Consider the following 26,192-nt stretch of genomic DNA (forward strand, 5'->3'; position numbering starts at 1 on the left):
GACTTAACCCTGTTTTCCGTAGCAGGTAGCTTAGTCCGGCAAGCAGAGGTGGTAACGCATCTGTTTGAAGCCCGGACGACAATGTAACCCGTTAACTCCAACCCGTGAGGAGAGACTGATAGCATCAATCAGTAGGGGGCTAATCTTCAGATGGTATGCTTAACATAAGTGAACTGCCGTAAGCGCCGTTACTCCTGAAAGCCAAAGATGCTGAGAGGCTTCGACCAAAAGATGAATGGGTGGTTGGCATTCTCTCAAATAATGTTACACGGACATGAAACCCATCGGTGTACAGGGAGAAGCTAAACCATCAACATGTAATTTTAGCGGAACATGGTAAGCCCGATTAGTTGCTGTACACAACAGCAAAGAAAACCGTGAGGAATTCTGATGGTTAAGCGGGTAGAGGAAAGCGTAAAAAGCGAATGCCCTCTTGTAATGAGAGAGATAAGGAATTTTATACCTTTACCAGTCAGGATAAGACTCTATCTGAAACGCAAGAAATAATGAAACAGGTACCGCCGGTATTAACATATCCGGGGGAGTTGGTCGTTTGTCAGCATTTCAATTATACGTTTACCACCTTGAGCAGTTTCAAGTATTACTACGCCCGATGGAGCAGGAAGCACCTCGCCGATTATTGCAGCATTACTGCCGTCAGGGTGTCGATTCATTTTCTCAAGCAGGCCTGGAGCATCGCAGGCGTTAACTATAGCTATTAAAATCCCCTCATTGGCAATGTAGAGCGGGTCAAGCCCCAGAAGGTCACACAGGCCTCTTACCTGATTTTCGATGGGTAAGCACTGCTCTTTTATCTTTATACAAAGGCCTGAGGCTGTTGCGGCCTCTTTAAGGGTGGTGGCAACGCCGCCGCGTGTCGGGTCTCTCATGAAATGTATGTTTTTTGTGCATAACAGCATTTCTTTGACCAGAGCATTTAACGCCCTTGTGTCACTCTTTAAAGGTGGCGTAAAACTCAGTCCGTTGCGCCCGGCCATTATGCAGGCACCGTGATTACCTATCCCGCCGCTTATTATGACAACATCTGATGTTTTTATTTTTACTGGGGATATATCTATGCCCTCAGGCAGTAGTCCGATGCCGGATGTGTTTATGAAAATCCCGTCCGCCTTGCCTTTCTCTACTACCTTTGTATCACCCGTTACGATTTTAATCCCTGCCACCGCCGCCGCCTTTGACATAGATTGCACTATTTTAGCCAGGTGTGAGACTAAAAAACCTTCCTCAATTATAAATCCGGCACTAAGGTATAGCGGCTTAGCTCCTGAGACCGACAGATCATTTACAGTACCGTTTACTGCAAGCGTTCCAATATCACCACCATCAAAAAACAACGGGGACACTACAAATGAATCTGTGGTAAAGGCCAGCCTGCCCGCAGCGGTATTTAAAATTGCGCAATCACACAACTGTCCTAAATCAAAAGCCGGAGCAAAGCACTCCTCGATGAGTGTGTGCATAAGCCTCCCGCCACTGCCGTGAGCCAATAGTATTCTATCCATCCGCCGCCCCTCCATAACGATAATATGCGGCACAACTGCCCTCTGAGCTTACCATGCAGGCCCCAACTGGATTTTCCGGTTTACAGCCCTTACCAAACAGTGCACACTCAGGCGGACTCTTCAGCCCTCTTAAAACATCTCCACACATGCAGGCATTTGATTCAGGGTTGCAGTGGTCAATCTCTATTGAAAAGCGTTTCTTAGCATCGCACTGTGAATACTCATCTTTGAGGATTAACCCACTTTGGGGAATTTGCCCAATCCCGCGCCAATAAGTGTCTGAAACATCAAAATACTTGTGAATCTTAGAAATTGCTTTGGGGTTGCCCTCCGGTCTTACCACTTTGGTGTACTGTATTTGTATCTCAGCTTTTTTATCAGATATTTGTAAAAGCAGCATGTAAATGCCCATCAAGATATCATCAGTGCTAAATCCGGTGATTACACCGGGTTTGGCATAATCCGATGCCAAAAACTCATAGGGCTCTTTACCGATTATGGCGCTAACGTGGCCTGGGAGAATGAAACCGTCAATATCCACCGCCGGAGAGCTCATAAGAGCGCTGAGTGCCGGCGGTACAAGCTTATGGGAGCTGTAAACATAAAAATTACCGATGCCTCTGTCTCCGGCCTCCTCAATGGTCGCTGCTATTGAGGGCGAGGTGGTCTCAAAACCTGTTGCAAAAAACACTACCTTTGAACTGCCGTTGTCTGTTGCAATTTTAAGTGCATCCAGCGGGCAGTACACAACCTCTGTACATGCCCCCTGTGCTTTTGCCTTATACAGAGACATTCTGTCTCCGCCGGGGACGTGCATCATATCTCCAAAGGTCACAAGTATCACACCTGGAGTCATTGACAGACTTATTGCAGCATCAATGTCCTTAACGCTTGTCACACACACGGGGCAGCCGGGGCCGCTTATCAGTGTTATTTCCTTAGGAAGCAGGGATTTTATTCCGCCTCTGAAAATGCTTACCGTATGAGTGCCGCATACTTCCATGAGCTTAAGGTGCTTAGGTGGTGTTATATCATGTATTAGCTTTACAAAGCCATTCATATAACCTCGCTGTTTTTTAATCTCTCCCGTGCTATGTAACCCTGGCCCAGAGACAGCCCTCCGTCATTACAGGGGACCCTTTCATTTACAAAAACAGCCATGCCGGTTTCCTTAAGAGCCCGTACTGTCTTATTTACAAGAAAGGCATTCTGAAAAGTCCCTCCGCTTAAGACCACATTTCTAATATTTCTCTCTTTGCTTACTCTGTTAACAACCTCGCAAATTACGGCTACCATGGTGTTGTGAAATGAGGCCGATATTCTACCTGTATCCACAGCGTTTAATATATCCTCAATTATTTTTGAGATGGTTAATGAAAAATCTATGAAACGCTCAGTTGTTATAGAAAAAGGATAGCTGCCGCTGTAATCCTCATCAATTACAGACTCCAAAGCCATAGCGGCCTCTGCCTCAAATGTGTTTATATCACACAGCCACAGCAGTGCCGCTACCGCATCAAACAGCCGTCCGGCACTCGATGACAACGGGCTGTACTGTCTCTGCGGGATTATCCGAAGCAGATTTTCTGTAAATTGCCTCCCGTGCCTTTCTATAAATCCAAGGTCTTGCAGCACAGCCATGGTGTTTTCCTTATAAACATCCACAATATAACTTACAGCCATTCTGCGGGGTTCTCTGACAGCCTGTGCGCCTCCGGGAAGTGGAATATATTTAAAATGTGCTGCACGGTCAAACTCATAAACATCGGCAACTAAAAACTCCCCGCCCCACAGGTTGTTATCCGTGCCGTACCCTGTGCCGTCAAACACAACACCGATTGCTTTACCTTGTAAATTGTGCTCCGCCGCCACGGAGGCAAAGTGGGCGTGATGGTGCTGAACTGCCGTTTTTACCACCACTGTGCTGCCTGAAACGTACTCAGAGGAGAAATACCCCGGGTGCATATCACAGGCTGCAACCAGAGGTTTTATATTATACATGGACATTATGTTTGCAAGGTTGAGGCTGAAAAATTCAATTGTATCAATGTGTTCCATATCTCCGGTGTGGGGCCCCGGTATTGCGTAGCAGCCCTTTGCCACCGTAAAAGTGTTTTTTATATCACCACCGAGAGCCAGCGTATCGGGGCCGTCCTCAGAAAGCATAACCGGAGCCGGCACAAACCCGCGTGCTCTCCTTATGAGGTTTATCGTGCCCTCAGCCCGCACGCTTAACACAGAGTCGTCAATTGCCATGTAAATATCCCTGTTGTGTGTGATAAAGGCGTCGGCCACGGTGGAGAGCTTCTTTATCGCCTCCCCGTTGTCCGATATTATCGGCTCACCAGGCTGGTTTCCACTTGTCATAACCAGCGCCTTAAAGTTATATTGTGCCGGAGGGAAAAAAGTGTTTTCCACGGCTGCAGTGCAAGGATAATGGAACAAGAGATAATGTAGAGGGGTGTAGGGCAGCATAAAGCCGTACGATGGACTCCGGCTGCTTACACCATGCGGTATGCCGCCCTTTTTCTTTAGCAACACAACAGCCCGTTGTGGACTCAGAAGCATTTCCCTCTCTCGGGCTGAAACATGTGCAAACTCCTCAATTGCAGTTATATCGGGTGACATCATGGCAAAGGGTTTTTTATCTCGTCTTTTTTTATTTCTTAGCCTCCTGAGAGCTTCCTCATTCAGAGCATCACAACAGAGGTGATAGCCCCCAAGGCCTTTAACCGCCAGTATTGCCCCCTGTTTTAAATACTCTACGGCTTTAAGTAGGGGATGTGCTGAGAGTCCGGTTTCCGGGAAAAGCGCAACTTTCGGCCCGCAGCTGTGACATGCTATCGGCTCGGCGTGAAAACGTCTGTTGCCGGGGCTCTCGTACTCAGCCCTGCACTCACCGCACATTGTAAACACAGACATTGTTGTGTTTGCCCTGTCGTAGGGGATGGCTTTAGTTATCGTATATCTGGGGCCGCAGTTGGAGCAATTGATAAAAGGATACAGATACCTTCTGTCTGAGGGTGTGAACATTTCTCTTAAACAATCCTCACAAATTGATATATCGGGGGAGAGCATAGTAAATGATGTTTCGTCGGAAATGCTGCTCAGGATTTCAAAATCGCTGCTACCCTCCGTGGGTAGTGTTGAGGTGTTGATATAATCTATATGTGAAAGCGGCGGCGGATTTTTTAAAAGGCGCTGCATAAAACTTTCCGTTTCCTCTCCCTCGACCTCAATTTTTACGCCTGCGGAGGTGTTGGTCACAAAGCCTTTTAAGCCGCAAGCGTGCGCCAAATTATACACATAGGGCCGAAACCCCACACCCTGCACTGTGCCGTTAACAGTTATCTGAGTCCTTTTAACCACGTACAAAAGTCCCCGATTCCATCCCTCGTCTTACAGGATGTTTTAAATATCTTAATAGCAGGGTTTATAGAGAGGGCGTCTCTTAGGGCTCTGTCTATATCAACGTCAATATAGGGCAGAAGGTCAACCTTATTAAGCAACAGAGCGGTGGACTCACGAAACATAAGCGGATATTTTAGTGGCTTGTCATGCCCCCCGGTTACACTTAGTACCATAACTTTTATGTCCTCCCCGACTTTAAACTCCGCCGGACAGACAAGATTCCCTACATTTTCAATTATCAGTATATCCAGGGAGTCAAGTGGCATGGAGTCCAGAACTTCACTTATCATATTGGCGTCAAGGTGACAGGCCCCACCGGTGTTTATCTGAACTACGGGCACATCAAGCGCACTAATCCTTTGGGCGTCCTCAGAGCCTACAATGTCACCCTCGATTACTCCAACCCTGAGTGTATCTTTCAGAGTTGTGATAACACGTTCTAAGACGCTTGTCTTGCCTGCTCCGGGAGCTCCCATAAGGTTTATAGTGTAAATACCGGCAGCTTTCAGCCGTTGGTTGTTAGATTCGGCAAGGCGGTCATTTGACTCAAGTATTTTCGACACTACCTTTATATTCATAGCGCTTCCAGTTGCAGCAGTTGTAGTTCAAAGCCCTTAGTTATATTAACATCAGAGGAGAGGCAATTAGGGCAACTCGTGAGGAATACCTCAGCGGGTTCAAATATTTCCAAGCAGTTTTTACAAACACACTGAGGGGTTATTTTCTCTATGATGAGCTCTGCCGTCTCTGCGATAGTGCCGCCCTTCAGAGCGTCAAAGGCAAAGGCAAGCGCCTCACTCATAACGCCCGCAGCAAGGCCGACCTGTACCGTTACCGATTCGATGCGGCTGCATCCGTTTTCCATGCAGTGAGTGACGGCTGTCTCCAGTATGCTTTGAGCAATATATAGTTCGTGCATTAGCCCTCATCAAGAGGCACTCCCGCCTCCTTAAAAAAGCACAGAGTCTCCAGTGCAGCTGTTTCGTCAACTTTTTGGATTGCAAAACCGGCATGTATTAATACATAATCCCCTGCAGTGACCTCCTCAGGCATTAGAAGTAAACTTATCTCCCTCCGCACCCCCATAACATCAACCACCGAGGTATGATTATCAACACTTATGACTTTTGACGGCACAGCAAGACACATATTTTATTTCCCTTTCCTTTCTCTGGAGCAACCCTGCATCACAAGATTACCTTCTTATACCAAATCGCAGTCAAAAGTAAACAACCTCTCCATTGTTTTTTTATTACCAAGTTTATCCTCTTTTCCTCCTCTAACACACCGGTTATCACTTCAAATCAAAGACGGAAAGGGTCTCTGCATGGTAGGTGTTAGGGAACATGTCAAACAACCGGACGGAAGAAAGAACATATTTATCGAGAAGCTTTGCAGCATCACGAGCAAATGTGGAGGGATTACATGAAACATAAACTATTTTAGCCGGAGAGAGCGCTTTAAGTGTTTCCATAGCGTTGTTGGTTAATCCCGCCCGCGGTGGATCTGTGATGACAACATCGTATGTTTGTAACGAGCGATATTTTTCAAATGGTTTTGCTTTAAAGGTCACGTTTTTAACATTATTGAGTTTTACGTTGCGGAGGCCGTCCTCAACACTGTGGCGGTTTTCTTCAATTACCGTAACGCTGCGGGCTGAAAATGACAACGGGATAGCAAAATTACCACCGCCTCCATAAACATCCAAAACGCTTTTGCCCTCGATAGGGCCGGCGAGCTCCAATACTTTTTCCACCAAAAGCGCATTCATCCCCTGATTAGCTTGTAAAAACCCCATGGGAGATACCGTATAAGTAAACTGTGGCCGGCTGTTTTCCAGTACGCAAAAGCTCCGGCCCAATGAAAGCCCCTCATCCGACACTACCCCGTCAAATCCGATGTCGATGAAAAAATCCAACTGTGCCTCATCCACTCCATCGCCCTTTACATAAGCTATCGTGTTGTCACCGGTCAGAATGTGAATCTCCTTCAATCCCCTGAGAAAGCGGGCTCCGGTTAATTTCTCTAAAAACTTATTTATCGTAGGGTTTAACAGATGACATTGTGATATCGGAATTACATGTCTGGAGTGTTCTCTGTAAAAACCTATCCCGGGCTCATTCTGTCCTGAGACCTTAAATTGCGCCTTGTTTCTATAATTCCATTGATTAAGAAAGACTGTCTCAGACAGTGGTATATCTATTTTACCGATTCTCTGAAGGCAGTCCAGAAGGATTTCCTCTTTAATGGAAAGCTGCCGTTGATAGGAGATGTGCTGATAGTGGCAGCCTCCACAGAGGTTATAGTCTTTACAGCGGGGAGTGACTCTGTCTGTGGAGCCGTTTAGAATCTCCACCGTCTGTGCTATAGAATAGTCACGTTTGCTCTCTGTCAGCTCCGCTATGACTCTCTCGCCGGGTAAGGCCCCTTTTACGAAGATAACTCCGTCTTTTTTCGACAGGCACATACCTCCGTAAACAGGGGCCGACGGCTCAAGCTCGAGAAATTTCATTTTTTGGCTAAAAGGGTCTTTATCGTGCTCTTCAACTCTGTTAGATCTGCTGATTTTACAACGTAAGCGTCAGAGGCCCAAACGGAGAAATCATCCCTGTAATCGTAAGCCGTTGACATTATGACGGGAAGGCCGGGTTTCTTTTCCTTCATCCTTCTGAGCACCTCTATGCCATCCATTCCAGGCATTAAAATATCCAGTGTTACAATATCCGGAGTTTGCTTTTCAAAAAATTCCAGTGCTTCCTTGCCGGAACTTGCGATAAAAACCTCGTAGTTTTCATCCTCAAGCTCCGCCTGATAAAGCATTCTGAGATGTTGGTCGTCATCAACTATCAGCACTTTAGGTTTACTCATTGTTTCCCTCCTTTAATGGTAAATTAATTTTAAATATAGTTCCTACACCAACTGTACTTTCTACTTCTATTGTTCCTTTATGCTCCTCAATTATTTTTTGTGCTATGGTTAAACCCAAACCTGCCCCCGTTGTCTTTGTCGTGAAAAACGGATCAAACAGATGCTTTAACTCCTCCTCTTCTATCCCGGCCCCCGTATCTTCTATCTCTATGGCGGCTGCATTATCCTGCCGCCGTGAGTGCACTATAATCTTCCCATTGCCCTCTATTGCCTGCCGGGCATTGTCAAAGATATTAAAGAGTGCTTCCTTTAAACTCCCCGGATTACCGGTTATTTCAAGGGTCTTCTCACTATGGATTTCCTCTATGCGGATTTTACCTTTAATCGGCTGCTCTATCATAGAAATTATAGAGTGCAAAAGGGCTATAACATCAACTTTTTCATTGGATATTTTGTTTTTTCTTACAAAACCAAGGGTCTGCCTCAGCAGTGCCTCCAGCCGTCCCACCTCACTTACGATTATGTGGGCATACTCTTTTAACGGCTCATCAAGCTTTTTCTCAAGCCTTCTGGCAAATCCCCCTATTGAGGAAAGGGGATTCCTTATCTCATGTGCTACACGGGCTGCCATCTCACCAAGGGCCGCCACTTTCTCTATGCTGGCTAACTGCTCACGAAGGGCTTTTATCTCCTTCACATTACTAACTATATGGATTGTCCCCTTAAATCGGGCGTGATGGTCAAATATTGGAGAGTTCGACACACTACATGTATCCTTTAAGCGATAATAAAAACCCTCCACCTCACTTACCCCTGATTTCCCCTCTTCCAGAATCTGCCTATGAGGGCAGTTAGGCCATGGCTCGGAGGTGGCGTGAAATATCTCATAGCACTTTCTCCCTATAATTTCAGACGGCGGTAACTCTGTAAGGTTACACACCGACTTATTAACCTTTACAATGTTTAAATCCTTATCCGTTATATAAACCAGATCGTTTATGGATTCAAACATGTTTTCCAGTTCCGTCTCAGCCAGTTTTACTTGTTCAAAAAGTCTGGCGCTCTCGATAGCTGTTGCAGCCTGATCGGCGAAACTTAACAAAAACTCCGTGTCATCCTCTGTTATTGGGCGGTGGTTAAAGAGATTATCCACCCACAACACCCCTATTGCCCTGTTGCGGGCTATTATAGGTACAACTAAATATGCCTCCGTCTTGAGGTATTGAGTCAGTATGGGATTAGACATGGGGTCTGTGGCCGCCGATTTTACATTAAAGTGCATCTTTTTAGCTATCGCCGTCGAAAGATAACATTCCGACTCAAGGGGTATTTGCAGGCTCATGGAAAGCTTATCCATAAAGGAGTCCTTACTAAGCGGGCCGTTTTCAATCTCCTGCAGGATGCTGTGAAGTGATTTGTCCTCAAATGACAAGTCCTGCCATATCCTTGCCGCCTCCTCATGATTGGCAGGCCCCACCCCCATCATTCCCTTCAGCATCCGCTCCGAATCATCACAGAGAAAGATTATTGCCCTGTTAAAACCCAGTCCGTCGCTTACCGTTACCGCCGTTAGAATCATTCTGAGGAGCCTGTTGAGCTCAAGTGTGCCGCGCATAGCGGTACTTATAAAAAATAACCTCGAAAATTTCCTGTTACTTTTAACCAGTTTTTCCGCTATAGATTTCCTTAAAGATATGTCACGCGCTATCATGCTCATTCCGGTAACAACCCCTGTGGCATCCTTTATAGGAGAGATGGTCAGGCTTATATCAACCATTGAGCCGTCCTTACGGTTCCCGCTTGTTTCAACATCTTTGAGAATCTCACCTTGTCTTATTGCATCCAGGTGTGCTTTGCCGTTAATTAAGGCCGACTCCGGTAAAAAAGGGATACAGGTGTCTATAGCCTCACGCAGGGTAAAGCCGAATATCAGCTCGGCACTTTTATTCCACGAGGTAATTACACAGTCTAAATCAGTCGTTATTATGGCATCGGCGGAGTTCTCTATAAGACTCTCAAGGCGTTCCTTTGTATCTGACACCTTTTGGTATAACTCCGTAATTTCCATCTGGCTGGTTATTCTGTCGGTTATATCCCTTACCATGACTATGCACTCGTCTATCCGCTCATTTTCCTTTATCGGGTAAGCGGATATTTCAGCATAGCGGCCATGTTTTTCGTAATTGACCGTGCATATATCCCCTGAATCGAAAGTTGCCTCAGCCACACACTGGGGACATATTCCCTCTTCATACGGAAAAACTTCATGACACTTCCTGCCCGGTATTTCCATTACGTTAAAAGACGTCCATTTCTCAATGGCCTTGTTTGCCGTTGTAATGGTTAGCCATTTGTCAACAGTGACAATTGCAGCGTTTACGCTGTTAAAGAGGATTTCCATCCTGTTTTGAGATACAGTTTTAGCCCGTTGCCATTCGAGCTCTTTTTTGTGTGCAAGAGCGCGTTCTATGCTCAGAGCCGCAAGAACTGCAAAACCCTCAAGCGTTAAAAGATCGTCCGTTGTCAGCACAGGTGCAGCTGCGGCGGAGGGCTGTTTTACTTTATCATAGACCTCAAGGGTGCCTATGAGTGAGCTGCCGGTTCTCAGAGGCACTATGGCCATGGAGCGGATCATTAATTGAAGAACCCGCAGCTCATTTGGCAGCACTTTGGTATCGTCAATCAGAAGTGCCTGATTTTTTTTAAGAACCTGGGAAAAAACCTCCTCACCAACCTTTTGAGTCAATATACTTAAAACACCCTTAGTAAGTCCAAACGATGACTTTATGGTGTATCCGGCCTCTCCCTTTAGCCTTATAGCGCAACCTTTAACATTTGCAAGAGCTGTGACGGTTTTGCAGATAGTCTCAAGCAGCTTATCAAGGTCGGAAAGAGAGCCTGTTTGTCGTGCAAAATCAAAAAGACAAAGGAGCCGCTCCGCCTTTATAAAAGGCTTATATTGAAGTAATTGTTCAGGGTCGTTAAACCCCGACAACTGTTTTTGTGCCGTCTCGGTTTGCAATTAAAAATCCTTGAGAGCTCCCCCTATTGCTCTAAGCTCCACCCTTTAGGAATCTGACGGCATCCTCAGGAGACGTTGGATTAATATAAAACCCTGAGCCCCACTCAAAACCCGCCATTTTCGTGAGTTTGGGAAATATTTCTATGTGCCAGTGGTAGTAGTTGTTCTCCTCGGCATTAAGTGGAGAGGTGTGAATTACAAAATTATACGGTGGAACGTCCAGTATTTTATCAAGCATCTGTAAAGTAGTCTGGATGATTTCGGCAAGCTCGGCGAAGGAGTTGTTCTTAGGCCTGAATGATGATTCGTGGTTCTTTGGCATTATCCACATTTCAAAGGGCACACGCGGAGCATAGGCCGACAGGGTAATGTATGAATCGTTTTCACACACTACACGCTTATTTATGTGTTTTTCCTGTTGCACAAGGTCACAGTATATGCATTTTTCCATAAAGTCAAAATATTTTTTTGAGGAATCCAGCTCTTCCTGCACTCTCTTGGGAACAATCGGAAGGGCTATCAGTTGGCTGTGCGTGTGCTCCAGGGTTGCGCCGGCGGCCTCTCCCTCGTTTTTATAAATCAGGATATACTGAAAACGGTGGTCCTTCTTTAAATCTGTAAGACGTGAGTAATAAGCCCACAGGACATCCTCTGCACTCTTGCGAGGCATGGTGGAGAGAGAGTATTCGTGGCCCGGGGTCTCTACGATGATCTCATGAGCGCCGATACCGTTCATTCTGCCGAAAATGTGCTCTCCTGACCTCTCCAGCTCTCCCTCTATCTGAAGTGCCGGAAACTTGTTAGGTACAACCCGTAGTGTCCAGTCGGACGGTCCGGTCTTATGAGAGCCTCTGAAAGCGAGTATCTCGTTGGGGGTTGTGTACTCATGACCCGGACAGAATGGGCAAAACCCGACTAATTTCTTCCTCCTTGATGAGGGTGATAAGAAATCAGAGGGTCTTTTGCCCCTCTCCGTTGATATTATAACCCAACGCCCTATTATAGGGTCTTTTCTTAACTCTGACATTGAAGCCTCCTGTTTATTAATATTTTTGTATTGAATGTTTCTGAATCCGCTTTATATCAAAACTTTCTTCAGTTTTTTAAAATATGTTTTAAGTATGAACCCACCTCTTTCTCTAAAATAGTCAGGTTATTGTATCATAAATAAGGAAAAGTTTGAATATGAAAACAACATTTTTTTGTAAGCCGGTAAACAGCCCTTTTGAGGACCCTGCAGTGTATGTACGGCTGCGGTGCCAAAGGCGCACTTTTCTCTTTGATTGCGGCGATATATCTGCATTAAACCAGCGGGAAATACTGAAAATATCAGCTGTTTTTGTTACCCACATGCACATTGACCACTTTATCGGCTTTGATTTAATATTGAGGCTTCTGCTTGGTCGTGACACGCCCCTTAGCATATATGGCCCCATGGGAATCATCCACGCCGTGGAAAGCAAACTCAAAGGCTTTACGTGGAATGTAATCAAAGAATATCCAATTAAAATAGAGGTCTTTGAAATTACACAAAACTCGATAGCTCATGCCGGCTTTTATGCAGAGTGCGCCTTTGAAAAAATCCAAATGCCTGATTTGCCCTTTAATAACACTGTCTATAGTGAAGACGGCATTACTGTTACCGTGGAGATTTTTGACCATGGGATACCGGTAGCAGGATTTTCGTTGAGTGAGGAAAGCCACATAAATATAAACAAGAATGAGCTGCTACGGCTGGGGTTTGAGGTAGGTCCGTGGCTTAATGAATTTAAAAAAGCTATCAGGAACAACACAGAGGACTTCAGGGTAACCCATCAGGGGAAAACCTACACATTAGAGGACCTTAACAGTCTTGTGATGATAACTGAGGGGCAGCGGATTTCATACATCACAGACATTGCCCCGACAGATGAAAACATAAGAAAAGCCGTGGAGCTTGCCTCAAACTCAGACATCCTCTACATAGAGGCTTTTTTTCTGAAAGAGGACCATGAGAGGGCGGTTAAAAGAAACCACCTGACCACCTCCCTTGCCGGCCTTATTGCTAAAACGGCTAAGGTTAAGCATATCGAATTAATCCACATATCCCCTAAGTACACCGGCTTGTACAGTAAAGTGGAGGCGGAAGTATTGGAGATGTTGCCGGAGGCATATCAGGATTAATACCAAGTTACATTCATTCGATTAACTTTGTTGGCTTGTTCGAAAGCTCCTTGACGTCTCCCCTAAAGCAACCGTGATGTCAAGCAAAATTTTTAAGAAATAGTTCTTTCACGTTTTGAGTGGGTAAAAGAACCATTTTACTTTTTTGATTGTAGCTTGGTATTAATTGGAAACAGAACCGGCTGTGTGTTTGCACTCTTTGTTCTGGCAGAAAATAACAGTCTCTCCGGTTTTATTTATTTTTTCATACATGGCGGGCGTTCCGCAATCCGGGCAGCTTTCGTTTACCGGCTTGTAGTTAGAGATAAATTTACACTCCGGGTACTTGCTGCAACTATAGAAAGTCTTTCCCCTAAATTTTCCTTTTGAGGATCTTCTCTCTATAATGTCCCCCCCATCCATCGGGCACTTAAGCCCTGTAGGGATCGGTTTGGCGTTTTTACACTTCGGATAGCCTGAACATGCCATAAACCTGCCGAACTTTCCTGTTTTTATAACCATAGGAGCCGAACACTTATCACATATCTCATCGGTCTGCTCCACATGGGCGTTTGCACCGTTTTGGCCGTCCTCAAGAGGCATGGTGTTTTTACACTTCGGATAACCGGAGCATGCCAGAAACCAGCCGTTTTTACTCCACTTTTTAACCATTGCCATGCTGCATTTATCACACACAATGTCAGTCGGAATATCCTCCGGTTTAACCCTGTCCTTAGCCGATGAGGCATCATCCAGCTCTTTTTTAAAGGGCGGATAGAAGTCCTCAATAAGAGCATTCCAACGAATGCTTCCCTCTTCCACCTTATCAAGGTCGTCTTCCATTTTAGCCGTGAATGTTATGTCAATAAGCTCAGGGAAACGTTCAACGAGCAGATCGTTTACAACTTTTCCAAGCTCAGTGGGTTTAAACTTTCCCTCCTCTTTTTCCACATACCGGCGCTCCCCTATAGTGGATAATATGGTGGCATAGGTGCTTGGTCTGCCTACCCCTTTTTCCTCCAAAGTCTTAACAAGGGAAGCCTCAGTGTATCTTGGGGGTGGTTGTGTGAAATGCTGTTTAGGCAGCAGATCGAGTAATTTTAATATCTGTCCTTCAATTAATGAAGGCAATATAGCGCCTTCCTCGGTCTCATCTCCTTCCTGGGTATCCGAATAAAGCGCCAGAAATCCCTTAAATTTAATTATCGTGCCGGAGGCCCTGAAGAGGGCCTTTTCAGCGCTGTCTGTTATATCAAAGGAGGTTTGTTCAAGCTCGGCTTGTGCCATTTGGCTTGCCATGAAGCGCTTCCAGATGAGCTCATAGAGGGCATATTCCTCAGCTTTAAGGTATTTCTTAATCGCCTCAGGGGGGTACTTAACATACGTTGGCCTTATTGCCTCGTGAGCATCCTGTGCACTGCCTTTAGTCTTAAATTTATGGGGTTTATCCGGCACGTATTTTTTACCGAAGGTCTTCTCTATAAACTCCCTGGCCCACTTTACCGCCTCGGGCGCACATCTCACAGAGTCAGTACGCATGTATGTTATTAAACCGACTGCGCCCTCCTGCCCCAGGCTGACACCCTCATAAAGTTTCTGAGCGGTCATCATGGTTTTTTTAGCTGTAAAACGAAGATGTTTGATTGCCTCCTGTTGCAGTGTGCTTGTGATAAAGGGCGGATAGGGCATCCTTTTCTTATCCTTTTTATCAACACTCTTTAGCTTAAACGTATCAGATAAAAGACTTTCCTTTATTTTAGCGGCCTGCTCCTCTGTGGTTATAAAAAACTTATTACCCTTTGGCGACTTCTCTATTACGATATGGCCGTTATATTTATGGAGCTTTGCCAAAAAAGACGGTTCTGCATTTGCTATAAATGAGGCGGTTAAAGACCAATATTCCTCCTTGTTAAAAGCCTCTATCTCTCTTTCCCTGTCAACAATCAGCCGTACCGCCACAGACTGCACTCTGCCTGCGCTGAGTCCCCTGCTTACTTTTTTCCACAAGAGCGGACTTAGTCCGTAACCCACAAGCCTGTCAAGCACCCTTCTGGCCTGCTGGGCATTTACCTTATTCATGTCTATGTTAGCCGGGCGTGTCATGGCGTCTTTCACCGCTTTTTCCGTTATTTCATTAAAAGCCACCCGAAACATTGCAGGTTTGCTCTCTGTGTTATCAGCTATAATGGAGGCTATATGCCAGGCGATAATCTCGCCCTCTCTGTCGGGGTCAGGGGCAAGATAAACCTCCTGCACTTTATTGGCAGCCTCTTTCAGCTCCGATGTGATTTTCTCCTTACCCGGAATTGTTATGTACTCCGGTTTAAAGCCGTTTTCCTTATCTACTCCCAACACTTTTTTGGGTAAATCCATTATATGCCCTACTGAGGCTTTAACCGTAAAGCTCTTACCCAGTATCTTCTCTATCGTTTTTGCTTTGGCCGGGGACTCCACTATTACCAATTTTAATGCCATACGATCCTTTTACCGGCCCCAAATACCATCGAATAAATCTCATCCCTGTCCATGTGAGTGTCTTTTGAGATTACATATGCTAAAAATGATTTAAGGGTGTCAATGTCCTCGTCACTCATTATGCCAAGACTCTCCAGATCCATTAAGTCCTCGTATAAATCTGCTACGTTGTAGTCTTTGACCATCATTCTGACGTTACTCTCTTCAAAATTTAAATCATTTGCGACTATCTCATTTGCTATCAACTTCAGTAACGTCATAAATTTCTTGTACATCCCTAACCTCCGGTCTCTTACATTTCCACGTATTCTATCAAAACATTCAACTTAAAGAAACACTCTCTGTCACACAATGCAAAATTTCATACCATCAGTTTGTTTAACCAGCCCTTTTAGTTCAAGCTCAAGCAACACATTTAGTACCCTGTGAGCCGGCAGTGACGTCTTACGGATTATCTCATCTACATGAAGCGCCTCAAAACCCAGCACAGAGAACACCCTTTTCCCGTCGTCATTATGTTCAGGATTTTTTTTGACAACCTGCTTACCTGCAGGCTCTGCAGCTTTTTCTTTCCTTTCAACTGCTCTCTTAGCTTGTAGTGCCTTCCGTTTTACTGCCGGTTTTTCTTTTCTTTCTTTGATATAGGCTTTTATTAAATCACCAAGCTCCTCTAAAATATCCTGAGAGTTGTTGACAAGCTTTGCACCGTGTTGAATAAGGGCGTGAGTGCCCTGTGCATTTGAGGCCATAATATTACCCGGAATTGCAAATACCTCTTTACCCTGCTCCAGCGCAAAATTAGCCGTAATTAGAGCTCCGCTTCTTTGCCCTGCTTCAACCACAAGCACTCCCAGTGAAAACGCACTTATCAGCCGGTTTCTTATTGGAAAATTCTCCCTCTGAGGCCGGCTGCCCGGTAGGAACTCCGAAACTACGGCTCCGTTTTCCGCTATCCGTTGCATAAGCCACAAGTTCTCAGGCGGATACGCTATGTCTATGCCACAGCCCAGGACCGCTATGGTGCGGCCGTAGCCCTTTAAAGCCTGCCTATGCGCCACTGTATCTATTCCCCTTGCCATGCCGCTTACTATCGTAAAGCCCATATCCACAAGCTCGCCGGTAAATTTCTCCGTCACACTCTTACCGTAATGGCTAAGCGTTCGAGTTCCCACTATCGCTATAGCGTAGCGGTCCTCAGGTGTGATATCCCCTTTGACAAACAGTAGTATCGGGCTATCCGGCAACTCCTTGAGCATCTCCGGATACTCATCCTCCGTATGGCAAAGCACTGTTATCTGATTTTCCTCTATCTTTTTTAAAGCCTGCTCCACAACATCCCAACCGTTGAAATTACGTATGCTTTCAGCGCGAAATTTTTTTATTCCCTCCACTTCCATCAGCTCAGACAAGCCGGCCTTGAAGATGTTTTCAGGGTTTTTAAAATGGGCAAGCAGCTTGCGCCCCGTGCCTGGTCCCACGTTTTTTATTGCTGAGAGCGCCAGCCAGTGTTTGATATCCCCTTGCATTAGTTCCTTAAAACCGCCTTTGTAGTCAAACTTGATAAAAACTGGATTACTGCTTTCGCAGCAATGACGGAAAAGGAATGACAATAAAGAAAAATCCCCACCCTTTGTCATTGCCGCCACCAAGCGGCAATCCAACCCTATTTATTTCCAACATAAAAGCCTCTATCTGTATATTCAAATTTTCAAACGCCCTGTCTTTAACCTTAGTGCGTTTAGTTTGATAAAGCCATCGGCATCCGCCTGATTGTAAACATCTTCCTCCTCAAAGGTGGCAAGCCTGGCATCATAGAGGGAATGTGGTGACTTCCTGCCCACAACCGAGCAGTTACCCTTATAGAGTTTAAGACGCACTGTGCCGGTTACCTCCTCCTGGCATTCATCCATGAATTTCTGTAGGGTCAGTCTCTCAGGTGAAAACCAGTATCCATTGTAGATCATCCCGGCATACCTGGGAATCAGCGAATCCCTCAGATGGAGCACTTCTCTGTCCATGGTCACAGACTCAACGGCTCTGTGGGCAATATGCAGCACAGTGCCTCCTGGGGTTTCATACACGCCTCTTGATTTTATCCCGACGTAGCGGTTTTCAACAACATCAACCCTACCCACGCCGTTACTACCGGCTGTTTTATTAAGTTTAGAGAGCAGCTCAAACGGGGTTGTCTTTTTGCCGTCTATTGCCGTGGGATTTCCCCTTTCATACTCTATTTCTACATATGTGGCGGCATCGGGGGCATTTTCCGGTGATACCATAAGCGTAAACATGTCCTGTGGGGGCTCCGCCCAAGGATCTTCCAAAATACCGCCCTCGTAACTTATATGAAGCACGTTTCTGTCCGTGCTGTAGGGTTTTTCCTTTGTCACGGGTATGTCTATTCCATGTGAGGAGGCGTACTCTATAAGTGATTGTCTTGATTTAAAAGGCCACATGCGCCATGGGGCTATTATCTTAATGTCAGGCTTAAGTGCATAGGAGCCAAGCTCAAAGCGTACCTGGTCATTGCCCTTACCGGTTGCGCCATGTGCAACGTATTCTGCATTTTCCTTTATAGCCGTCTCTATGAGTTTTTTTGCTATTAACGGTCTAGCAATTGATGTGCCAAGAAGGTAGTACTGTTCGTAAACGGCATTAGCCCGCAGCATTGGAAAGACGTAATCACGGACAAACTCCTCTTTCACATCTTCAACATAAACTTTAGAGGCGCCGGTTTTGAGAGCTTTTTCCCTGACATGGTCAAGTTCCTCACCCTGACCCAGGTCGGCGCAAAATGCTGTCACATCGGCATCAAAGCTCTCCTTTAACCACTTTATCCCTACCGACGTATCAAGCCCGCCGGAGTACGCAAGCACTACCTTTTTCATTCTGGCCAACCCCTCCGATTTCTTTTCTTTAAAAGTTAGCATTATAGTGTTAAAAATGTAAATATTTTTTTGCACTTTTAGCAAAACGGCTGTGCAAAAAAAAGGAATCCGGTATCCGGTGACCAAATCTCTAAACATGTGCTATAATGTGATAGTGCAAAGCAACGAGGGGATAAACCGGTTAAAGCAACACGTGGCAAGCCTCAAACGCCTTTGCCTTGAACACCTGTTTATGCTTAGCTCAACAGCACGTGGTGTGGCTAAGGAACGGGAAGTAAAATCTGATGAAATCAAAGGAGGATAACACTAAGGGTGTCAAAAGACGCTTATCAGGCAAATCTCCTGGGCGATATAAAATCAATACTTCTGTGCACAGACTGCTCTGAGTACTCAAAGTATGCCGTGTCGGAGGCGGTCAACTTGGCCGGTGTTTGCGGTACGAATTTAAATATTTTATATGTAAAGGAAAATCCGTCATTTTTAGAGGATTACACAGCAAACGAACAGCGCCACATGGATGAAATTCTTGAAATGGCCGCAGCTAATAATGTTGAGTGCAGCGCGCTGATAAGGTATGGATTAGAGCCTCATGAGGCAATAGCAGAGGAGTCAAGGAGGCTGAAAACCGACATAATCGTAATGGGTAAGCACGGTGGCAAAGGACTAAGCCGCCTTCTGATGGGAAGTGTTACAGCAAAAGTTATTGCCTATGCCGATTGCAAGGTTGCTGTTGTACCCAGGGACTCGGAGATGAAAGGAGAGACAATCCTGCTGGCCACAGACGGCTCTGCTTGCAGTAAGGCTGCTGAGATGGAAGCCATAATGATGGCTAAGCGTTGCAATAAGGTTAAAAAACTTGTCTCTATCACCGTTTATCCACACGAGGATAAACGTTACGAATATGAGGAAATAGTGAGCTCTTTAGAGTCCGCCGCCGCAGAAAACGGCGTTGCAGTGGAGTCCCTGCTGCTTTGCCACAACGACCCCTACAAGGCCATAGTGAATGTCTCCCTTGAGAGTGGTGCGGATTTAATCATCATAGGCAGCCACGGCAGGACAGGCCTAAGCAGGCTTTTGATGGGAAGTGTGTCGGAGCGGGTGGTGGCTCTTTCTTTTTGCCCCGTGTTGGTAGTTAAAGGCACATAAAGCGTGTTTGATACGTTAGTGTATGTGGGTGGTGAAAACGCCTTTGAACGGGGCGCCATCGGCACGCACATGCGCGGAGTAGTCAACGCCTTCCATAACACAAGCAGATTTAAAATTATCTTTATCGGCGGCAAGTACCACGATGAGGTTAACGACGGTGGCATCAAGGCCCACGAAATAAACATTCTGCCGGTTAACAGAAGCACCTCAATGGCCGGACGAATGGCAGCCTGTCTCAGGTACTCTTATAGTGTTATCCAGGCACTGAAAAAACTAATGCGTAACGGCAGTGATTTTTATGTTTACACACGGTACTCTCTTTATACCACTCCGGTTGTCCTTACATTTCTTAAAAAACACGGCATCAAAACCATTGTTGAATACAACGATGTAACAACAGACGTGTTGCTTTTTGAAAAAAACCTCAATCCTGGATTTTCAGCCGGAAAACTCATAAGAACCGGCAATTTAACTGTTAAAGCCATCCAAAGGCTTGAGGCATATTCATTTAAAAAGGCCGGCCTTATTGTCACTATGACTGAGGGACTCAGTAGATACATCCACGGCCTTACCCCTGAGGCCAACGTAATAGTTTCCAACAATGCCACCGGCATTGAAAATATCAGATACACCAGAGGCATAGACAAAAGTGGGCTGAGAGTAAAACTAAATTTATCGCCGGACTTATTTTACATCTGCTACCTAGGCACGATAACGTGGTGGGACGGCCTCGGGATTTTGCTTGAAGCCCTGCATATGCTTAAACACAGGGCGGATATCAGGTTAATTATGATAGGCTATGGAGCGGATTTAAAACTCGTGAAAGATACGGTTAAAAAGCTCGGATTGATGGAGCGTGTCATATTTTTTCCTGCCATGCCCTTTAAAGAGGCCTATGACTACCTGATAGCCTCAGACCTAGCCCCTGTGGTTAAGCTTATTGACACCTACGAATACACGCCAATCAAGTACTATGAGGCCATGGCCTCTGCTACACCGATAATCGCTAACGACATACTTTACATAAACGAGGCGGGCAAACACCGGTGGGGAAAAGTGCTGCCTCACCCCCCCTCGGCAAAAGACATGGCAGAGGCCATAGAACATTTCTACGCAATAAAAGATACACTGGATGCAATGAAAGAGGAAATCCTCAACTACGCCGAGTCTTTTCACACATGGGACAGACGTGTAGAGGCTGTCATCGCCGCTATGAGGGCGGTATTAGGGGAAGGACTCCATCCTTCCCCTAATACCAAGTTGCAGTCATTCGATTAACTTTGTTGGCTTCGTCTAAAGCTCCTTGACGTCTCCCCAAAGCTTACTCACTCTCTATTGAAACATACAAGGGGAATCCCCTGTGTGCTTTCTCCCAGCCGCCTCGTTACTCTTTTGACTGCTACAGGGTATAAAACTTGTTAAAGGACGTATTTTTATTATAAATTTAATGTCAAACCTGAACATGGCATTACCACACCGTTAAGAGTTTTTTCATATTTTCAGTCTCACCTTGTAAGCCAAAGGCTTTTTTTAGTTTTGACTCTCTGTATGAATCAAGCACAAGCCCCTTTTTGCCCTCAGTAACTTTAACGGCTCCCATTATGTCAGTCCTTAAAATCAGTGTGCTACTGAGCCTCTTTATCACCTCAGCCGAGGGATGGTCAAAGATATTACATCTGCCGGCACTTATCACGGAAACTCTTGGTGACACTGCCGACAGAAAACTATAACTGGACGACGTTTTGCTTCCATGATGAGCCACCTTTAAAACATCACTTTTAAGGTAATCCTTGATGCTCCCCATCGTCTGTTCCCCTTGTTGCTCAATGTCTCCGGTAAATAAAAATGTATTGTGTAAGCTCTTTAACTGAAAAACCAATGATGAATTATTCACGTTGTGTATTCTGTCCGAATAATAATTTTCAAAAGGATGAAGCACTTTAATTGATACACCGTCTATGTTAATTATATCGCCTTTTGTGAGGTGTTTTATTTTATTTTTCTTGTGCGCAACTCCATAATCTATAAAACCGTTGTCAAAGACCACCGCTATTTCAAACTTAGCGTAAATAGCGGTAAACCCGCCTGCATGGTCGCTGTCACCGTGGGTCAAAAACAGTGTCTCTATTTTGTTTTTACCTAAGTAGTGCAGAAATCCCTCCAGCTCCCTGCCGTTCTTTCCGGTATCAACAACAATAATTTTCCCCGACCGGGTTTCTATAACCATTGAATCACTCTGTCCGACATCAAGGTATGTCACACGCAAGTCCCCCCGTGTTTGTGAACTATAAAAAAACACTATAAATGAGAAAACCGTTAAAATCAGAAGAAGTGCCGCCCTTTTCACATTCTTAAAAAAGTACAGAATATTAACATACAGAATAATCATTAATGCCGGGGGAAATGCCCCTGTGTTTATCATTGAAAATGGTATCCTCGAAAAAAACTCCATTAGTTTTATTGAATAAAGCAAGATTTCTGAAATCACAGAGACAAATGGAAGTACACCGGTTAGCAGAAATATAAAAGTGGCCAATGCAATCAAGGGCATAGCTAAAAGACAAACTACAGGAACAACCACAAAGTTTGCAACAACTGATATAAGTGAAATATTGTAAAAGTAGTACATTACTATGGGCAGGGTGCCGGTTGTTGCCGAGACGGTTATAATGAGATTAGCATAGAGGTATTGAACTGCAATTTTAAGTTTTGTGTGGAAAATATTTTTAAGATAACTGATAATATACTTAAACCGCTCAGTGCTCAGATTATATTGCTCACTGTCAAAAGTTATACCCGCAGTTTCAGTATGTATAGCATCGCTGAGGAATCTTTCAGACGCTAAAGCAATAAACATCACTGCATTAAATGAAAGCAAAAAAGATATATTAAAAATGGAAGCAGGGTCGGTTAACTCTATTACAAATGCTGCAAACAGAAGGCTGTTCCACCATGTACCCTTTCTGCCCATGAGTAAACCTACAATATAGACTCCAATTGTGATAAATGACCTGTATGATGGAATGGTCAGTTCGGAAATAAGAAAATATGATACGATAAAGGGGGCGGCAATCAGGGCTGAGAGTTGATTTAAACTCAGGTATGCAGTTATCTTAAGGAGCATTTTAAATGGAAATAAATTGATTATAAACCTTATGAGTAAGAAAGCCGCAAGCGAAAGCATTCCGAAATGAGTTCCAGAGACACTTAAAAGGTGGGTAAGTCCTGTAACTCTGAAAACCTCCCTCACATGTCCCGATATTGACGACGTGTCCCCAATCGTCAATGCCTTAACAAGGTCTGCAGAGTCGCCACGAAAATTCTCTTCTATTGAAGCTGCAAGTTTTTGTCTTATTTGTGGAAATATCCAAGCAATTGAATCCGGCTCTTTTAATGAATATATTTTTCTTATCACAGCGGAGGGTTTATAGGGAAACGGATATGTTCCGGGATTAAAGTGCCTGTGGTCAGGGTTAATTCTGATATCCACTGTTGCCTCGACTCCTGCACCGGCTACGGTTTGGTTATCATGGAAAAAGACCGTTACCGCTAACGGCAGTTTAAGGGTTGCCGCCTTATATCCCTGCTTGTGTCCACACGGCAATACCCCGGCAGCCTTTGCGGAGTTGATTGTAAAATCCTGCCGGATATATGTCTCAGACGGTTGAGACAACGGAGATGCTCTTTTGACTGTTACCGGCCTTGATGTGAAAACTCCCCGGGCTTCTGTGATTTCAACGGGATTGGAAAAAACCTCCATACCTTCCGGCTCATATCTCATATAAGTATAGAGAAACCCGGCAGCCGCTGCTGCTAATATCAACAGGTATAAAGCCGGTTTTTCTCTGAGCCTGAAAAAACAAAACAGAGCAGCTCCACCTGCCGCTGCCACAGTCGTATAAGGAAAATACAGATAAGAATAAAAAAACACTGCCCCGAAAATAAACGGAGCAAACAGATACATCTCAGGCCATTAGCCTTTCAACTGTTGCTGAGACCCTCTCTGCAATCTCCCCGATAAGCTCACTGCTGCGCCCCTCTACCATAATGCGGATTTTAGGCTCTGTGCCGGAGGGTCTCACAAGAATTCTGCCTGTATTGTTTAGTGCCTTCTCGGCCTCTGCTATGGCGTTAATGATTTCAGGGAAACCCCTGTAGTCCTGCATTCTGGAGACACGCACGTTTTTCAAAATCTGAGGGTAGAGCGTGATCTCCGAGGCAAGTTCGGAAAGTGGCTTTTTAGATTTCCTTGCTATGTTAAGAATCTGCACGGCAGTAATGGGGCCGTCACCGGTTGTGCTGTGGGCAAGGGAGATTATGTGTCCTGACTGCTCACCCCCAAAGTTGTAGCCCCCCTCCAGCATTCTCTCCACCACATATCTGTCACCTACTTTGGTACGCAGTAGGGTTATTCCCTCTTTTTCAAGATAGTGCTGCAACCCCAGGTTACTCATAACAGTTGAAACCACAGCAGCGTTTTTAAGCTTTCCCTCTTTGTGGAGTTCTTTTGCCCATACAGCCATAATAAGATCGCCGTCCATTGTGTTGCCCAATTCATCACACATCAGAGTTCTGTCGGCGTCTCCGTCATGGGCGATTCCCACATGTGCTCCGTGGCTTAGTACCGTCTGTGAGAGACTCTGCAGATAAAGTGAGCCGCAGTGGTCATTTATGTTTTTTCCGTCTGGATTGTCGTTTAAACTTATGACCTCAGCGCCCAGTTCTGCAAGCAAAAGCGGGGTAACCTTATAGGCTGCTCCATTGGCTGAGTCAACCACGACTTTTAAACCGTCAAAATCGGCATCACGCGGAATTGTTGATTTCACATATTCGATGTAGCGTGCCGTGGCGTCCTCAAGCCTGTAGGCTTTTCCTATTTTACCGGCGGGGGGCAGAGTCATGCCGGAGTTGAACACCAGTCTTTCTATTGTTTGCTCAATATCGTCTGAGAGTTTAAAGCCATCCCTGTCAAAAATCTTTATGCCGTTGTCCTCAAATGGATTATGAGAGGCTGAGATCACAATGCCTGCATCAAATCGCAGGGATTTTGTTAAATAAGCCACACCGGGAGTTGGAAGCGGGCCTACCAGAGTTACATTCATACCCATAGCGCAGATGCCAGAAGTAAGTGCGCTCTCTATGGTGTAGCCGGAAAGCCGTGTATCTTTCCCTATCAGGACCATGTTTTTCCCGTTGTTTCTGTGAAGGATTTGCCCTATAGCCATGCCTATACGCACAACTGTCTCCGGTGTCATCGGATGCGTATTTACCGCCCCCCTTATGCCGTCTGTACCAAATAATTTCATTTAGTCTCTCCTGTTATTACAACTGTCACTTTCACTGTGTCTTTTTGTGAGGCCATGGTGTAATTGTTAAGTATTAGCGGCACCGTTTTTTCCACTGTTGAGTCGGCACCTTTTATTTCTATAGGCTCGGTTTCGATGGTTGTTTTTCTACTAAGGGTATGTTTGGTTCCTGTTACTGACACTTCATCAGGGGTTATAGTAATTTCAGATATTACATATCCCTTATTGGGACTGCCCTTTATTACGGGTTTTACTGAGAGTGTTTTTGTAAGAAGCTCATCAATATGGATAATCAGGTATGAGGGGGCAATCTTTTTTATTGTAAGAGATGACGGCAGTTTTATGTTGCTGTTTTTAAGATAAAAAATTGACTCTCCTGGTTTTCCCTTTGACATATCCAGATAGACGCTTATATCCTGAGGGTTTAGAGCCTTTATTAAACGTTCCTGTCCGGCAACGGTCACATTTACCGTGCTGGTGCTGGTGCTTGAAAGTTCATATCCCTTAGGGACATTTTTAAATTCCACGGGCAGTTCAAGTATCACCTCAGATTGTCCCCTGTAGGTGACAAAAGACCAAAGTAAGATGGAAAGAACAAGAGTTATTATTTTTGCTTCCCAGTTATGTGTGATAAATCTCTTAAACATCAACCCTGCCTGTGGTCTGTAAATAAATCAGTGAGTTCGTTCCTGAGCTGGTTCATATCAATGCTTTTAATGAAATCGCCTCCGATAGAGATAGATATATCCCCTGTCTCCTCAGACACTATGACGGCAACCGCATCAGTCTCCTCCGTTATAGCAAGGGCTGCCCTGTGGCGGGTGCCCAGTGTTTTATCAATATCGGGCCGGAAGGAGATCGGTAAAAAACATCCTGCCGCCAGTATCTTGTTTGCTTTAAGCACCACTGCTCCGTCATGTATCGGAGAGGTAGGATGAAAAATACTGAGTAACAGCTCCCTGCTTACCCGTGCCTCCAGGTATGTGCCGATTTCTATATAATCCTTTAATGACGTCTCCCGCTCTATTACTATAAGTGCCCCTATTTTGCGCGCCGACAGAGATGCCGTTGATTTAACGACCTCATCTATAGACTTAAGTTCCTCTGCCGGTGTAAACGGTAAAAATGGGGCTTTTCCCATCTGTGCCAAAGCACGCCTGATCTCGGGTTGAAAAAGAACTACCATCGCTAATATTATATACGTCCAGAAGCTCTGTATCATCCAGTCTATGGTATATATCTTCAGGTAACTTGAGGCAAATGACGCCACAAGAAGCACACCAATCCCCAGAAGCATCTGCACGGCCCGCGTCCCCTTTATCAGTAAAAAGAGCCTGTAAAACACCAGCCATATCAACAGAACATCTAAAATATCCTGCCATCGTATCTGACTTACTAAGTTCATAAGAAG

The 26,192-nt window shown here is 45.1% G+C and carries 22 protein-coding genes; 4 read left to right on the plus strand and 18 right to left on the minus strand.

The window, feature by feature from the left end:
- Nucleotides 1-527: 527 nt before the first annotated feature.
- The 10 genes from hypE to galT all read right to left on the minus strand — a co-directional run bounded on the left by hypE (nucleotide 528) and on the right by galT (nucleotide 11,851).
- Nucleotides 528-1,523 (minus strand): hydrogenase expression/formation protein HypE, encoded by a 996-nt coding sequence (hypE, locus tag H7844_00290; GenBank protein ID MEO5355724.1) that lies wholly within the window; start codon nucleotides 1,521-1,523, stop codon nucleotides 528-530.
- Complete coding sequence (gene hypD / locus H7844_00295; GenBank protein MEO5355725.1) at nucleotides 1,516-2,583, minus strand: hydrogenase formation protein HypD; 1,068 nt, start codon at nucleotides 2,581-2,583, stop codon at nucleotides 1,516-1,518. Before hypD ends, hypE begins: the two co-directional genes overlap by 8 nt.
- Nucleotides 2,580-4,892, minus strand: coding sequence for a carbamoyltransferase HypF (hypF, locus tag H7844_00300; protein ID MEO5355726.1), 2,313 nt, complete (start codon nucleotides 4,890-4,892; stop codon nucleotides 2,580-2,582). Before hypF ends, hypD begins: the two co-directional genes overlap by 4 nt.
- The gene (gene hypB / locus H7844_00305; GenBank protein MEO5355727.1) at nucleotides 4,871-5,512 is read right to left on the minus strand and encodes a hydrogenase nickel incorporation protein HypB; all 642 of its coding nucleotides are present in this window, start codon (nucleotides 5,510-5,512) and stop codon (nucleotides 4,871-4,873) included. Before hypB ends, hypF begins: the two co-directional genes overlap by 22 nt.
- Nucleotides 5,509-5,853 carry a hydrogenase maturation nickel metallochaperone HypA gene (locus H7844_00310; protein ID MEO5355728.1) on the minus strand — a complete coding sequence of 115 codons (345 nt, stop codon included), beginning with the start codon at nucleotides 5,851-5,853 and terminating at the stop codon, nucleotides 5,509-5,511. The genes hypB and H7844_00310 overlap by 4 nt, the downstream gene beginning before the upstream one ends.
- Nucleotides 5,853-6,083: a HypC/HybG/HupF family hydrogenase formation chaperone gene (locus H7844_00315; GenBank protein MEO5355729.1), complete on the minus strand. Its 231-nt coding sequence runs from the start codon at nucleotides 6,081-6,083 to the stop codon at nucleotides 5,853-5,855. The genes H7844_00310 and H7844_00315 overlap by 1 nt, the downstream gene beginning before the upstream one ends.
- A gap of 145 nt (nucleotides 6,084-6,228) precedes the next feature.
- The gene (locus H7844_00320; protein ID MEO5355730.1) at nucleotides 6,229-7,401 is read right to left on the minus strand and encodes a class I SAM-dependent RNA methyltransferase; all 1,173 of its coding nucleotides are present in this window, start codon (nucleotides 7,399-7,401) and stop codon (nucleotides 6,229-6,231) included.
- 41 nt (nucleotides 7,402-7,442) lie between these two features.
- The gene (locus tag H7844_00325) at nucleotides 7,443-7,802 is read right to left on the minus strand and encodes a response regulator (protein ID MEO5355731.1); all 360 of its coding nucleotides are present in this window, start codon (nucleotides 7,800-7,802) and stop codon (nucleotides 7,443-7,445) included.
- A complete protein-coding gene (locus H7844_00330) occupies nucleotides 7,795-10,824 on the minus strand; it encodes a PAS domain S-box protein (protein MEO5355732.1) in 3,030 nt (1,009 codons plus the stop codon). Before H7844_00330 ends, H7844_00325 begins: the two co-directional genes overlap by 8 nt.
- A gap of 31 nt (nucleotides 10,825-10,855) precedes the next feature.
- On the minus strand, nucleotides 10,856-11,851 hold the full coding sequence (gene galT / locus H7844_00335; GenBank protein ID MEO5355733.1) for a galactose-1-phosphate uridylyltransferase: 996 nt from the start codon (nucleotides 11,849-11,851) through the stop codon (nucleotides 10,856-10,858).
- 158 nt (nucleotides 11,852-12,009) lie between these two features.
- On the opposite strand from galT, the gene H7844_00340 reads away from it, so the two are divergent.
- Nucleotides 12,010-12,987, plus strand: a complete 978-nt coding sequence (locus H7844_00340; GenBank protein ID MEO5355734.1) for an MBL fold metallo-hydrolase — start codon at nucleotides 12,010-12,012, stop codon at nucleotides 12,985-12,987.
- Nucleotides 12,988-13,149: 162 nt separating this feature from the next.
- Here the strand turns inward: H7844_00340 and topA are convergent, their stop codons facing one another.
- The 4 genes from topA to H7844_00360 form a co-directional block, all read right to left on the minus strand.
- Nucleotides 13,150-15,441: a type I DNA topoisomerase gene (gene topA, locus H7844_00345; GenBank protein ID MEO5355735.1), complete on the minus strand. Its 2,292-nt coding sequence runs from the start codon at nucleotides 15,439-15,441 to the stop codon at nucleotides 13,150-13,152.
- Complete coding sequence (locus H7844_00350) at nucleotides 15,432-15,716, minus strand: hypothetical protein (protein MEO5355736.1); 285 nt, start codon at nucleotides 15,714-15,716, stop codon at nucleotides 15,432-15,434. Before H7844_00350 ends, topA begins: the two co-directional genes overlap by 10 nt.
- 69 nt (nucleotides 15,717-15,785) lie before the next feature.
- A complete protein-coding gene (gene dprA / locus H7844_00355) occupies nucleotides 15,786-16,967 on the minus strand; it encodes a DNA-processing protein DprA (GenBank protein ID MEO5355737.1) in 1,182 nt (393 codons plus the stop codon).
- Between the two features lie 174 nt (nucleotides 16,968-17,141).
- Complete coding sequence (locus H7844_00360; GenBank protein MEO5355738.1) at nucleotides 17,142-18,329, minus strand: argininosuccinate synthase; 1,188 nt, start codon at nucleotides 18,327-18,329, stop codon at nucleotides 17,142-17,144.
- Nucleotides 18,330-18,465: 136 nt separating this feature from the next.
- Here H7844_00360 and H7844_00365 point away from each other — a divergent pair, with 136 nt between their 5' ends.
- Genes H7844_00365 through H7844_00375 form a run of 3 tightly spaced genes read left to right on the plus strand, consistent with a single transcriptional unit; the run spans nucleotide 18,466 to nucleotide 20,753 of the window.
- On the plus strand, nucleotides 18,466-18,633 hold the full coding sequence (locus tag H7844_00365) for a hypothetical protein (protein MEO5355739.1): 168 nt from the start codon (nucleotides 18,466-18,468) through the stop codon (nucleotides 18,631-18,633).
- Nucleotides 18,634-18,641: 8 nt separating this feature from the next.
- Nucleotides 18,642-19,475, plus strand: a complete 834-nt coding sequence (locus H7844_00370; protein MEO5355740.1) for a universal stress protein — start codon at nucleotides 18,642-18,644, stop codon at nucleotides 19,473-19,475.
- A 3-nt stretch (nucleotides 19,476-19,478) separates the two neighbouring features.
- On the plus strand, nucleotides 19,479-20,753 hold the full coding sequence (locus H7844_00375) for a glycosyltransferase (GenBank protein MEO5355741.1): 1,275 nt from the start codon (nucleotides 19,479-19,481) through the stop codon (nucleotides 20,751-20,753).
- Nucleotides 20,754-20,943: 190 nt separating this feature from the next.
- On the opposite strand, the gene H7844_00380 is transcribed toward H7844_00375, so the two are convergent.
- From H7844_00380 to cdaA, 4 genes are read right to left on the minus strand one after another with little or no spacing between them, the layout of a single operon-like run.
- Nucleotides 20,944-23,439: a DNA internalization-related competence protein ComEC/Rec2 gene (locus tag H7844_00380; GenBank protein MEO5355742.1), complete on the minus strand. Its 2,496-nt coding sequence runs from the start codon at nucleotides 23,437-23,439 to the stop codon at nucleotides 20,944-20,946.
- A 1-nt stretch (nucleotide 23,440) separates the two neighbouring features.
- On the minus strand, nucleotides 23,441-24,781 hold the full coding sequence (gene glmM / locus H7844_00385; protein MEO5355743.1) for a phosphoglucosamine mutase: 1,341 nt from the start codon (nucleotides 24,779-24,781) through the stop codon (nucleotides 23,441-23,443).
- Complete coding sequence (locus H7844_00390; GenBank protein ID MEO5355744.1) at nucleotides 24,778-25,428, minus strand: CdaR family protein; 651 nt, start codon at nucleotides 25,426-25,428, stop codon at nucleotides 24,778-24,780. Before H7844_00390 ends, glmM begins: the two co-directional genes overlap by 4 nt.
- Nucleotides 25,428-26,186, minus strand: a complete 759-nt coding sequence (cdaA, locus tag H7844_00395; GenBank protein ID MEO5355745.1) for a diadenylate cyclase CdaA — start codon at nucleotides 26,184-26,186, stop codon at nucleotides 25,428-25,430. Before cdaA ends, H7844_00390 begins: the two co-directional genes overlap by 1 nt.
- Nucleotides 26,187-26,192: the final 6 nt, after the last annotated feature.

The organism is Nitrospirae bacterium YQR-1, assembly GCA_039908095.1.
In the GTDB taxonomy this organism is placed as follows: domain Bacteria; phylum Nitrospirota; class Thermodesulfovibrionia; order Thermodesulfovibrionales; family Magnetobacteriaceae; genus Magnetomonas.